Below are 12,524 nucleotides of genomic sequence, written 5' to 3' on the forward strand. Positions count from 1 at the left end.
GACCCCGGGGTGCGTAACTGCCGCACCACGGTCACTCGACGGTACACCGTGCGCGCGACATGTGAGCTTGCGAGCCCAGCAGTTACGCGTAAGGCGAACCGGGTTTCAGCCGGCGTGGCGGGAGTTCCGCGCCCGGCCACCCGACCGCCCGGTCACGCGGGTCGAAGGGCCGGGCGTGGAGAGCTACTCCACGCCACCGCCCCCTACCGTAGACCGATCAGCTGAGAATGCGCTGAACGTCCGCTTGACGGGTACCGATACGAACGGGCCTCACGCCCGTGCGTAGACCTCGGGCTTGAGCACGCCGACGTAGGGCAGCTCGCGGTACCGCTCGCCGAAGTCGAGGCCGTAGCCGACGACGAACTCGGTCGGGATGTCGAACCCGACGTACTTCACCGGCACCGGGACCTTGACCGCGTCCGGCTTGCGGAACAGGGCGACGACCTCGACGCTGGCCGCCGAGCGCGACTCCAGGTAGCGCAGCAGCCAGGAGAGGGTGAGCCCGGAGTCGACGATGTCCTCGATGACCACCACGTGCCGCCCGGCGATGTCGCGGTCCAGGTCCTTGAGGATCCGAACCACGCCGGAGGAGGTGGTGCCCTGGCCGTACGACGAGATGGCCATGAAGTCCAGCTCGGCGGGAGGACCCTGCCGGCCCAGCGCCCGGGCGAAGTCGGCCATGAACATGACCGCGCCCTTGAGCACACAGACGAGCAGGAGTCCGTCGACGCCCGCGTAGTCAGCCGAGACCTGCTTGGCCAGCTCCGCCGTCTTCTCGCGGATCTGCGCCTCGGAAATGATCACGTGGTCGATGTCGGCGTCGTACCAGGAGCCGTCAGCCATGGCTCCTAGCCTGCCGTATGCCGGATGCCCTCCGTCGGCGGGGCCGCCCCTTTCGACGCGGTCCCGCCGGGATTTTCTCCGCATCCGGCGCGAACCGGGTCAGCAGATACTGGATCGCCACCGGCGACCCTCGTCGGTGGGCTTCCAGTCGGCCGAGTCCCGGGTGTCGGCGACCAGGCCGGAGACCGACGCGACGACGAGGAGGAGCAGGAAGAGCAGGAACGGCAGGAATGCCATGGCGGCGCTCGCTTTCGCGGGGGTTTTCGGATGTTTTCGCCGCCGGTGCGCACCGGACTGGAACCAGTCTGCGCGCCTGCCCACCCGCCAGACAGTGGCAGTTATGCCACCTGGCCTCGATTTCCTGCCACCCGTACGGTTACCCTCGTCACATGCTCCGATCTGTCGCCGTCCTCGCGCTCGACGGGGTGGCCCCGTTCGAGCTGGGGGTGCTCGCCGAGGTCTTCGGCACCGACCGGACCGCCGACGGCTTCCCCGGTTACCGGTTCACCGTCTGCACGCCCGACGGCGCCCAGGTGCGTACCTCCGTCGGGTTCCACCTCACCCCGCACGCTGACCTCGGGCCCGTCGAGGACGCCGACATGGTCGCAGTGCCCGGGCACTGCGGCGACACGGACGTGCCCCCCGCCGTACTGGACGCGCTGCGCCGGGCCGACGCGCGCGGCGCGTACGTGTTGAGCGTCTGCTCCGGGGCGTTCGTGCTCGGTGCGGCCGGGCTGCTCGACGACCGGGAGTGCACCACCCACTGGCGGTACGTCGACGAGTTGCAGCGCTGCCACCCCCGGGCCCGGGTCCGGTGCAACTCGCTCTACGTGGCCGACGGCCGGCTGCTCACCAGCGCCGGCACGGCCGCCGGCATCGACGCCTGCCTCCACCTGGTACGCCAGGAGCACGGCTCGGCCACCGCCACCCGGCTGGCCCGCCGGATGGTCGTCCCGCCGCACCGCGACGGCGGCCAGTCCCAGTACATCGAGGCGCCCATCCCGAAGGCCCCCGAGGCACCTACCCTGGAACCCGTGCTGGAGTGGCTGATGGGTCACCTGGACCGCCCCGTCACCGTCGACGGGCTGGCCACCCGGGCGGGGATGACCCCGCGCACCTTCGCCCGCCGGTTCCGCGCCGAGACCGGCACCACGCCCCACGACTGGCTGACCAACCAGCGGGTGCTGCTGGCCCGGCGGCTGTTGGAGGAGACCGGCCTGAGCGTGGAGGGCGTGGCTGGCCGGGCCGGCTTCGGCGACGCGGCTGCCCTGCGCCACCACTTCACCCGCCGGCTGGGCACCACCCCGCACGCCTACCGGGCCACCTTCCGCGACCGCGTCACGACCGGCTGACCCACCGGCCACCGGCTGACCCACCGGCCACCACCAACAGCCGAGCGGTCGACCTCAGCCGCCCGGTCGACCGGCGGCGGTGAGCCGTCAGGCGATCGGGCCTGCGGCGGTGAGCCGGCCGGCGCGGCGGACCACCCGGATGCCGCCGGGCAGATGGGTCGCGCCCTGCCCCCGCCAGTCGGTGACCAGTGCGTCCAGCGCGACGACGTGCCGGTGGGACAGCGCGGCGGGTGCCGCGCCGAGTTCCCGGGCCCAGGCGTGCAGCACCCGGCTCCGGACTGCCGGGGCGAGCCCGGCCAGCGCCTCGACCGACAACCCGCCGTCGGGCACCCGCACACCCGCCGGCGTCGGCCCCCTCGCCCCGCCGACGGCGGCCGGATCGGCCGGTACCGCAGGGGCAGGCGCGGCCAGGGCGTCGGCGGCCAGGGCATCGAGGGCGGTGGTGTCGGCGGCCACCAGGCGGGCAGTCCGGGCGAGGTTGTCCAGCACGGCGGGGCCGAGCGCCCGGACCAGTTCGGGCAGCACGTCGGACCGGACCCGGGCCCGGGCGTACGACGGGTCGGTGTTGTGCGGGTCCTCCCACGGGGTCAACCCGAGGGCGGCGCACGCCTTGCGGGTCTGCTCGCGGGTCACGTCGAGCAGGGGGCGCAGCAGCGGCACGCCGGACAGGTCCCGTCGGGGCGGCATCCCGGCCAGCCCACGCGGGCCGGCGCCCCGGGCCAGCGCGAGCAGCACCGTCTCCGCCTGGTCGTCGCGGGTGTGCCCGGTGAGCAGTGCCGCCGCCCCGTGCCGCCGGGCCGCCTCGACCAACGCCTGGTAGCGGGCCTGGCGGGCGGCCGCCTCCGGCCCTCCGGGGCGGCCGTCGACGTCGACCCGTACCGCCTCGGCCGGCGTGAACCCGGCCGTGGCGGCCCAGGCCGCCACGGCGGCGGCCCGTTGGTCGGAGCCGGCCTGGAGGGCGTGGTCGACGGTGACTAGTCCCACCCGCCGGCCGAGCCGGGGCGCGACGAACGCCGTGGCGGCGGCCAGGGCGAGCGAATCGGCCCCGCCCGAGCAGGCGACCAGCACCGGCCCGTCCCCGGCCAGCCCGGTCAGCGCGCGGCGGACCGCGAGCCGGACCGCGGCGACCGACGGGGCGAGCGCGGCCATCGGCGTACGGTCAGCCGACGGTCGGGGTGGCGGCGGCCGGCCCGTGCACCCGGGCGACCCAGGCGTCCGGGTCGCCCAGCTCGTCCAGCCGGGGCAGGGTCAGCGGGGAGTTGAAGATCTTGTTGAAGCCGTCCATGCCGACCCGCTCGACGACGCCGTGGACGAACTTGCGGCCCTCGGCGTACTGGCGCATCTTGACGTCGACGCCGAGCAGCCGGCGGATCGCCTTCTCCAGCGGGTTGCCCGTCTCCCGACGCCGGTTGAACGCGGCCCGGATCCGCTCGACGCTGGGGATGACCTGCGGGCCGACGCCGTCCATCACGAACTCGGCGTGCCCCTCCAGCAGGGTCATCAGCGCGGTGAGCCGGTCGAGCACCGCCCGCTGGGCGGGGGTCTGCACGATGTCCAGCACGCTGGCCCGGCTCTCCGGGTCCTTGACCGCGTCGGAGAGGGTGGCCACCCCCCGGCGCAGCCGCTCGACCAGGTGCTCGCCGCCCTGCGAGGCGTCCACGAACGCCTGCACCTCGCCGAGGAAGTACGCCCGCATCCAGGGCACCGACGTGAACTGGGTGCGGTGGGTCACCTCGTGCAGGCACACCCAGAGCCGGAAGTCACGCGGGTCGGCCCCCAGCTTCCGCTCCACCTCGACGATGTTCGGCGCGACCAGCAACAGTTGGCCGGGGTCGCCGGAGAAGACCTCGTACTGGCCGAGGACCCGGCCCGACAGGTACGCCAGCACGGTGCCGGCCTGGATTGCGGTGACCCGGGAGCCGATCGCCTCGGTGAGCGGGCCGGGTTGCTTGTCGCCGGCGAGCCGGCCGACCAGCGGGGTGATCACCTCGCGCAGGCCGGCGATGTTGGTCGCCGCCCAGTCCCGTCGGTCCACCACGCGCACCGGCGGGTGCACCACCTGCGAGCGGAGCCCCGTGTAGTCGGCCACGTGCCCGGCCGCCTCGTCGGTCAGTCGCCGCAGCTCGGAAACCACCTCGGCGGCCTCGGCGTACGACACCCGGGGCCCCGACTTGCTCAACGCCCCCGCGGTCGCGGCGGCCAGATCCCAGTCCACGAACTGCGCCATGCACCCACCGTACCCGCGCCGGGACACCCCCATCTTTCGCCGATGACAGGACATGCCCCCGCAAAAGGGTGCCGGGCCGGGTTCAGCGGCAGCCGCAGCGGGCCAGCGCGGAGGTGATCCGGTCGAGGGCCCGCCGGGTGTCGTCGAGCGAGTCGGACGGCGCCTGGTCGGTGAGCACGGCGAACGTGAGCAGGCGGCCGTCGACGGTGGTGACCAGCCCGGCGATGGCGTGCACCCGGGTCAGCGTCCCGGTCTTGGCCCGGACCACGCCGGCCCCGGCCACCGTGGCCGGCACCTGGTACCGCCCGCCGAGGGTGCCCGACCAGGCGGCGACCGGCAGGCCGCCGAAGACGGCGGCCAGCTCCGGGTGGGTGCCGTTGCCGGCGAGCGAGATCAGGTCGGTCAGCAGGGACGGGCTGATCCGGTTGCTCCGGGACAGCCCGCTGCCGTCGGCGAGGGTGATCTCGTTGGCCGACAGGCCCAGCTCGCCGATCACGATGTCCATCGCCGCCGCCCCGCCGACGAAGGACGCCGGCTGCTCGCGGGCCAACGCGACCTGCCGAGCCATCGCCTCGGCGATCACGTTGTCACTGTCGGTGATCATCAGATCGACCAGCCGGATCACCGGCAGCGACTCGACCTTGCCCAGCTCGGCGCCGGGCGCGGGGGCAGCGGCGGACGGGGCCGCGCCTGCTGCCGGGGCGGTGCCCCGCTTCACCTCGGCGGCGGCGCCGGTGAGCCCGAGCAGCCTGGCGAAGGCGCGGCCGGCCACCAGGTCCGGCTGCGGGACCCGCTCCGCCCAGCCGTGGCCGGCGTCGAAGTTCTTCTTCGCGGCCTGCGGGTCCCGGCGCGCGCCGTCGGTCATCAGCGCGCTGATCGCCGCGCCGAACCCGCCGGTGGGGATGTCCGAGTCCCAACCGGGGCCGTACACCGGGCCGGGAAAGAGCGCGGAGTCGACGGTGACCCCGGTCGGCGCGGTGCCGCCGAGCGCCTGCTTGACCTGCTTGGCCAGGTCGTCGAGGCGGGCCGCGTCGGGGTAGAAGCCGTCGCCGTCCACCGCGAGGGTCGGGTCGCCACCGCCGACGAGGACCACCTCGCCCGGGTTCGCGCCGGCCACCGCCCGGGTGGGGATGCGGTGGTCGGGCCCGCGGGCCTCCAGCACGGTGACGGCGGTGGCCAGCTTGGTCACCGAGGCGGGGACGGTGCCGGCGTCGCCGCCCCGCGAGTAGAGCGACCGGCCGGTCGTCACGTCGGCCACCGACACGTTGACCCGGCCGCCCAGCTCAGGGGCCCGCAGCAGCGGTTCGAGGGCGGCGCGCACCCCGTCCGGGGTGGGCTCGAGGGCGTTGGCGTCCGGGCCGGAGAGCACCGGGACCGGTTCCGGCTCGGCGGCCTCACCGGTCGCCTGCGGGGTGGCCCGGTCCGCGCCGAGCCAGCCGGCGACCGGACCGGGCCGGACCACCGCCAGCCCGGCCCCGACCAGGGCGAGCAGCACCACGGTGGCCAGCACGGCCAGCGGGAGGCGCCGGCGGCGGGCCGGCGGGCGGTCGTACCCCGGGGGCGACCCGGCCGGCGGCCCGCCGCCGGCGCCACCGGCCGCTGCCGGTTCCGGCCTGGGTGCGTCGAAGCCGGCGGCGGGGAAGGCCGGGGCCGGCACCCGGTCGGCCACGGGCGCCCGATCCGAGGGCCGCCACACGGGCGGCGGAGGCCGCTCCCCGGCCCTGGTGATCCGGGCCGTGGCCTCGGGGTCGAAGTCGTCGGCGGGGGGCGGCACGGGGGTGCGGGGTAGGTGCGCCTCGGGCACCGGGACCCGCCCGGTCGCGCCCCCGGAGCCCGGATGCCCGCCCTTCCGCCCGTCAACCCCCTCCGGGCGGTAGTGTGAATCTTCCCTCCCCACAGCCCCCTCCTCCCGCTTGGAAAACAGCTTGGGTGACACTACTTCGGTCCGAAGACTATGCGGCGGCCGGAGCAGGCGGGTGGGCATTCACCTGCCTGGCGAGCGGCGCCACTGGTTTCCGTTAGCCAGCGTGGGCAGACGAGGGAGCGTGGAAGATGGATTTCGACGTCACGGTTGAGATCCCCAAGGGTCACCGCAACAAGTACGAGGTGGACCACGCGACCGGCCGGATCAGGCTGGACCGCACCCTCTTCACGTCCACGCAGTACCCGGCGGACTACGGGTTCATCGAGGGCACCCTGGGCGAGGACGGCGACCCGCTGGACGCGCTCGTGCTGGTCCCCGAGCCGACCTTCCCCGGCTGTCTGATCCGCTGCCGCACCATCGGCATGTTCCGGATGACCGACGAGAAGGGCGGGGACGACAAGGTCCTCTGCGTGCCCTACGAGGACCCGCGTCAGGAGCACCTGCGCGACATCCACCACCTGGGCGAGTTCGACCGGCTGGAGATCCAGCACTTCTTCGAGGTGTACAAGGACCTGGAGCCCGGCAAGTCGGTCGAGGGCGCGACCTGGGTCGGCCGGGTCGAGGCCGAGGCCGAGATCCACAACTCGTACCGGCGCGCCAAGGAGGCCGAGGAGCGCGGCGAGTCCCTGCACTGACACCGGCAGACGTCGACGGGCCCGGGAGCCGCTCAGCCGAGCAGCCCCCGGGCCCGTTCGTACAGGTCGAGCACCGCACAGGCCACCGGCACCACGGAGACCACCAGCGCGGTGTCGGTCAGGTCGGCCAGCCGACCGACGTACGGCGACACGGGCCGCCGGGCGGACGTGGTGCCGGCGACCACGGCGACCAGGGCAACGACCGGCCCGCCGACGGCCAGCAGCAGCCCTCCGGCCGGACCGGAGCCCACGGCGAGCACCCCGCCGAGCAGGGCGGCCCCGGCCAGCCCGGCGGCCACCGGGGGCACCCGGTGGCGCAGCGCCACGAACAGCCGGGAACGCAACAGCAGCACGACGGACGCGACCGCCACCAGCAGCCGGCCGGCCGTCCCGCCCGTCGCGGCGAGCACCGCCGCCGCCCCGGCCGCCAGCACGGCGTGCCCGATCAGCATCCCGGTCAGCATCTCCTCGGTCCGGGCCACGGCGGCGTACACCCGGGTCCGGTCCGGCAGGTCCCGGGCGGCCTCGGCACCGGGGCTCCCGTCGCCGGGCAGGGTGATCGGCGGCAGCGGCATCCTGCCCAGCCGGATGGCCAGCAGCGGCAGCCCGCCCAGCGCGAAGACCAGGACGCAGACCAGCACCGCTGCGGCGTCCTCGGCCGGCAGCGCCAGCCCGCCCAGCGCGACGAGCGCGCCGGCCGCGCCGACGGTGCCGCCGGCCACGAAGACCCGGACCCGGCTGGCCACCCCGAGCAGGCCGAGCAGCGCCACCAGCAGCAGCGCCACCGTGCCGGCCAGCAGCTCGGGGGCACCCAGCCAGCGCAGCGGCGCAAACGCGCCGACCTGGTCACCGGAGCTGACCGCGAGGGCGCCGGCCGTGGCCGCGTACGGCAGGGCGTAGCCGCCCAACGTGGCGCCGGTGGCGCCGTCGCCGTACGCCCGGGAGGCGACCGCGCCGGCGACGGTGAGCAGCAGCGCCACCGCAAGCGCGACCTGCCAGCCGGCCCGGTGCCCGGGCCCGGCGACGAGCACGGCGAGCAGCCCGACGGCGAGCGGGACGGCCGCCCCGGCCAGGGCCGCGGCCCGGGTGGCGGCCGGTGACCAGGCCGCGCCCCGACGGCGGGCCCCGTCGACGATCGCCTCGACCACGTCGTCGTACTCCAGCTCGGGCCACTCGGCGCGGGCCGGCACCAGGTGCAGCACCTCGCCGTCGCGGACCCCCTGGGGCAGCAGCGCCTGGGCGGTGAGCAGCACCACGCCGTCGGTGCGGCGCAGCACCCAGCCGCCGTGCCGCTCCCCGTCGTCGGCCAGCCCCTCACCGGCGTGCCGGAGCACCTCGGGCAGCAGCTCGGCGAGGGGGACCTGCTCCGGCAGGGCGACGTCGACCCGGCGCTGGGGGGCGCTGATCGTGACACGGGCCAGCCCGGTAGTCATCGACGCTTCTCCGTATCGAGGGGGATGGCGGCTGCGCGGACGACAGGACTTTACCTACGATGAGCCAGGCTCGGGTTACCGAGCGCTCTGGGGAGGGCGTGTGTCCACTGTCGTCATCAAGCGACCGCCCCGGCGTCCCGCGCCGGAGATCCCGGTCGGTGAGCTGCCCGTCGAGGCGCCGCCGGAGATCCCCGCCGTCACCGGCAGCCGCTGGCAGCAGGCGCTGATGGTGCTGCCCATGCTGGGCGGGACGGTCGCGATGGCGATGATGTTCGGCCGGGGCGGCGGGGCCTACTCGTACGTGGTCGGGGGGATGTTCGGGCTGTCCTCCGTGGCGATGCTGGTGACCTCGTGGGGCAGCGCCTCCGGCACCCCGAAGAAGTCGGAGATGATGGCCGCCCGGCGGGAGTACCTGCGGCACCTCACCGCACTGCGCCGCCGGGTCAGGCGGACCGCCGGGCAGCAACGGGCCGGGCTGCACTACCGGCACCCCGACCCGGGCCGACTCTGGTCGACCGTGGACAGCCACCGGGTCTGGGAGCGCCGGCCGGCCGACCCGGACTTCGCCGTGGTCCGGGTGGGCCTCGGCCCGCAGACCCTGGCCACCCCGCTGGTCCCGCCGGTCACCCGGCCGTTGGAGGAGCTGGAGCCGATGACCGCCGGCGCGCTGCGCCGGTTCCTGGACGCGTACTCGGTGGTGCCGGACCTGCCGGTGGCGCTGTCGCTGCGCAGCTTCGCCCGGGTCTACGTCCGGGGCGAGTCGGCCGCCCGGGGCGCCGACGGGCGCGTGCGGCCCGACACCGGTTCACCCGACGCCCAGGCCCTGGCCCGGGCCGTGCTCACCCAGCTCGCGGTCTTCCACGCCCCGGACGAGCTGCTGGTCGCGGTCTGCGCCGGCCCGGAGCGGCGAGCCCTCTGGGAGTGGGTGAAGTGGCTGCCGCACGCCCATCACCCCACCCGCGTCGACGCCGTCGGCCCGGTCCGCCTGGTCACCAGCTCCGCCCCCGAGCTGGAACGGCTCCTCGACGACGTGCTGGCCAGCCGGTCCCGGTTCAGCCCGGCCGGCCCGGCCACCGACGGCCCGCACGTCGTGGTGGTGCTCGACGGCGGCGACCTCACCGGCGCCACCGACCTGGTCGGCGACGGCGGCATCGACGCGGTCACCATCGTCGACCTGGACACCCCGCCGCCGCGCCTGCTCGACCGGTACGCCCTCCTGCTCGACCTGCGCGGCGGCCGGCTGGACTCGCACTCCGTCGAGGGGCACGCCGAGGTGGGCACCGCCGACCGGCTGGCACCCGCCGACGCGGAGGCGGTCGCCCGCCGGCTGGCCCCGCTGCGGCTGGCCACCGCCGTACGCGGGCCGGACGCCCCGGTCAACGCCGAGCTGGGCCTGCCCGAGCTGCTCGGCATCGGCGACCCGGCCGGCTTCAGCGCCGAGCAGGGCTGGGGGCCCCGGTCGGCCCGGGACCGGCTACGGGTGCCGATCGGGGTGGGCACCGACGGCGGGGCGATCGAGCTGGACCTCAAGGAGTCCGCCCAGGACGGGATGGGCCCGCACGGGCTGCTGATCGGGGCAACCGGCTCCGGCAAGTCGGAGCTGCTGCGCACCCTGGTCCTCGGGCTGGCCGCCACGCACAGCTCCGAGCAGCTCAACTTCGTCCTGGTCGACTTCAAGGGCGGGGCCACCTTCGCCTCGTTCGACCGGCTGCCGCACACCGCCGCGGTGATCACCAACCTGGCCGACGCGCTGCCGCTGGTGGACCGGATGGTCGACGCCATCAACGGGGAGCTGGTCCGCCGCCAGGAGTTGCTGCGCCGGGCCGGGAACTTCGCCAGCCTGCGCGACTACGAGCGGGCCCGGGCCGCAGGCAACCCGCTGGCCCCGCTGCCGTCGCTGCTGCTGATCTGCGACGAATTCTCCGAGCTGCTGTCGGCCAAGCCGGACTTCATCGACCTGTTCGTGCAGATCGGCCGCCTGGGCCGGTCGCTGGGGGTGCACCTGCTGCTGGCCAGCCAGCGCCTGGAGGAGGGGCGGCTGCGCGGCCTTGACACCCACCTGTCGTACCGGATCGGGTTGCGCACCTTCTCGGCGCTGGAGTCGCGGACGGTCCTCGGGGTGCCCGACGCCCACGAGCTGCCCCGCTCGCCGGGGCACGGCTACCTGCGCTTCGGCACCGAGCCGCTGGTGCGCTTCAAGGCCGCGTACGTTTCCGGGGCGCTGCGTCGCCCCGACGGCGCGGCGGGGCGCGGCGGGGCCGGCGTGCCCCGGCTCCTCGCCTTCTCCACCCATGCGGTGCCGGTGTCGGAGCCGGCCGCCCCCGCCCTGCCCGCCGCTGTCGAGGCGGACACCGGCGCCGCGAGCCTGCTCGACGTGCTGGTGGGGCGGCTGGCCGGGCAGGGCCCGCCGGCCCACCAGGTGTGGCTGGCACCGCTGGGCGACGCGCCCACCCTCGACGAGTTGCTCGGGCCCGTCGGCGCCGACCCGACGCGCGGGCTGGGCTCCGCCAACCCGGAGCTGCACGGCGCGCTCCAGGTGCCGGTGGCCGTCGTCGACAAGCCGTTCGAGCAGCGTCGGGACCTGCTCTGGCTGGCTCTCGGCGGCTCGGCCGGGCACGTCGGAGTGGTGGGCGGCCCGCAGAGCGGCAAGTCGGGCCTGCTACGCACGCTGGTCCTCGCGCTGGCCCTGACCCACACGCCCGTCGAGGCGCAGGTGTACTGCCTGGACTTCGGCGGCGGAGGGCTGGCCGCGCTGCGCGACCTGCCGCAGGTCGGCGGGGTGTCCGGCCGGACGGACCCGACCGCCGTGCGGCGCACCGTCGGTGAGATGGCCACCCTGCTGGCCGACCGGGAGCGCCGCTTCGCCGCGCTGGGGGTGGAGTCGATGGCGGCGTACCGGCAGCGGCGGGCCGCCCTCGCCGTCGCCGGCCAGCCGACCACCGACCCGTTCGGCGACGTGTTCCTGGTGGTGGACGGCTGGGGCGCCCTGCGCGCCGAGTACGACGACCTGGAGCCCCTGGTCACCGAGCTGGCCACCCGGGGCCTGTCGTACGGGTTGCACGTGGTGGCCGGCTCGCTGCGCTGGACGGACTTCCGCCCCGCCGTCCGGGATCTGTTCGGCTCCCGACTGGAGCTGCGGCTCGGCGACCCGTCGGACTCGCTGCTGGTCCGGCGGGCGGCTGCGGCGGGCGTGCCGGAGGAGACGCCCGGCCGGGGCATCACCGGTGAGGGCCTGCACTTCCTCACCGCGCTGCCCCGGCTGGCCGGGCCGGACGGGGAGACCGCCACGCTGGTGAAGGCGGTCGCCGGGGCGTGGACCGGGCCGGTCGCGCCCCGGGTCCGGCTGCTCCCGCCGGTGCTGCCGTACGCGGAGCTGGACCTGGCCGGCACGACCGGGCTGGCGCTGCCGGTCGGGATCGCCGAGGCGGACCTGCGTCCGGTGGTGCTCGACTTCGCCACCGAACCGCACCTGTTGGTCTTCGGGGACGCCGAGTGCGGCAAGTCGTCGTTCCTGCGGGCGCTGGCCGCCACCATCGTGGGCCGGTTCACCCCCGACCAGGCCCGGGTGATCCTGGTGGACTACCGGCGCAGCCTGCTCGGCGCCATCGACACGGAGCACGAAATCGGTTACGGCACCGACGCCGCCCGCACCGCCGACCTGGTCGAGGCGGCCGCCGGGTACATGCGGGACCGGCTGCCCGTCGCGGACATCACCCCGGCTCAGCTGCGGGACCGGTCGTGGTGGTCGGGGCCGGAACTGTTCGTGCTGGTCGACGACTACGACCTGGTGGCCAGCGGGCCGGTCAACCCGCTGCGCGCGCTGGAGGAGTACCTGTCGCAGGCCCGGGACATCGGCCTGCACCTGGTGCTGGCCCGCCGCGCCGGCGGTGCGACCCGCGGCTACGACCAGTTCCTCCAACGGCTGCGCGAGCTGTCCGCCCCCGGCCTGGTGATGGCCGGCAGCTCGGACGAGGGGCCGCTGGTCGGCCAGGTCCGGCCCGGCCCGCTCCCGCCCGGACGGGCCCGGCTGGTGACCCGGCGGGAGGGCGTACGCCTGGTCCAGCTCGCCCATCTCCCTCCGCAGTGAACGCCAGCACCGCCCCGGGCCGG

9 protein-coding genes are annotated in these 12,524 nt (G+C 75.5%); 3 read left to right on the forward strand and 6 right to left on the reverse strand.

Annotated features, from left to right (window positions below; translation table 11 throughout):
- Window positions 1-270: 270 nt before the first annotated feature.
- Together hpt and ACQPZO_RS28980 are read right to left on the reverse strand one after the other, a co-directional pair.
- Window positions 271-843, reverse strand: a complete 573-nt coding sequence (hpt, locus tag ACQPZO_RS28975; protein ID WP_161686501.1) for a hypoxanthine phosphoribosyltransferase — start codon at window positions 841-843, stop codon at window positions 271-273.
- Between the two features lie 99 nt (window positions 844-942).
- Window positions 943-1,080 carry a hypothetical protein gene (locus ACQPZO_RS28980; RefSeq protein WP_433345185.1) on the reverse strand — a complete coding sequence of 46 codons (138 nt, stop codon included), beginning with the start codon at window positions 1,078-1,080 and terminating at the stop codon, window positions 943-945.
- 152 nt (window positions 1,081-1,232) lie between these two features.
- Here ACQPZO_RS28980 and ACQPZO_RS28985 point away from each other — a divergent pair, with 152 nt between their 5' ends.
- Window positions 1,233-2,195, forward strand: a complete 963-nt coding sequence (locus ACQPZO_RS28985) for a GlxA family transcriptional regulator (RefSeq protein ID WP_433345187.1) — start codon at window positions 1,233-1,235, stop codon at window positions 2,193-2,195.
- Window positions 2,196-2,282: 87 nt separating this feature from the next.
- On the opposite strand, the gene tilS is transcribed toward ACQPZO_RS28985, so the two are convergent.
- The 3 genes from tilS to dacB form a co-directional block, all read right to left on the reverse strand.
- Window positions 2,283-3,344 (reverse strand): tRNA lysidine(34) synthetase TilS, encoded by a 1,062-nt coding sequence (gene tilS / locus ACQPZO_RS28990; protein ID WP_433345189.1) that lies wholly within the window; start codon window positions 3,342-3,344, stop codon window positions 2,283-2,285.
- 10 nt (window positions 3,345-3,354) lie between these two features.
- Window positions 3,355-4,422, reverse strand: a complete 1,068-nt coding sequence (locus ACQPZO_RS28995; protein ID WP_433345191.1) for a zinc-dependent metalloprotease — start codon at window positions 4,420-4,422, stop codon at window positions 3,355-3,357.
- An 82-nt stretch (window positions 4,423-4,504) separates the two neighbouring features.
- Complete coding sequence (gene dacB, locus ACQPZO_RS29000) at window positions 4,505-6,319, reverse strand: D-alanyl-D-alanine carboxypeptidase/D-alanyl-D-alanine endopeptidase (protein WP_433345194.1); 1,815 nt, start codon at window positions 6,317-6,319, stop codon at window positions 4,505-4,507.
- 155 nt (window positions 6,320-6,474) lie between these two features.
- Here dacB and ACQPZO_RS29005 point away from each other — a divergent pair, with 155 nt between their 5' ends.
- Window positions 6,475-6,981, forward strand: coding sequence for an inorganic diphosphatase (locus ACQPZO_RS29005; RefSeq protein ID WP_387014221.1), 507 nt, complete (start codon window positions 6,475-6,477; stop codon window positions 6,979-6,981).
- 32 nt (window positions 6,982-7,013) lie between these two features.
- Here ACQPZO_RS29005 and eccD read toward each other — a convergent pair whose 3' ends face one another.
- Entirely contained in the window at window positions 7,014-8,414 is a 1,401-nt protein-coding gene (gene eccD, locus ACQPZO_RS29010; protein ID WP_433345197.1) for a type VII secretion integral membrane protein EccD, read from the reverse strand.
- A gap of 100 nt (window positions 8,415-8,514) precedes the next feature.
- Between eccD and eccCa the strand changes: the two genes are divergently transcribed.
- The gene (eccCa, locus tag ACQPZO_RS29015; protein ID WP_433345199.1) at window positions 8,515-12,501 is read left to right on the forward strand and encodes a type VII secretion protein EccCa; all 3,987 of its coding nucleotides are present in this window, start codon (window positions 8,515-8,517) and stop codon (window positions 12,499-12,501) included.
- The last annotated feature ends 23 nt before the right edge of the window (window positions 12,502-12,524 follow it).

Origin of the sequence: Micromonospora sp. CA-111912, assembly GCF_050948415.1 — a bacterium.
Taxonomy (GTDB): Bacteria; Actinomycetota; Actinomycetes; order Mycobacteriales; family Micromonosporaceae; genus Micromonospora.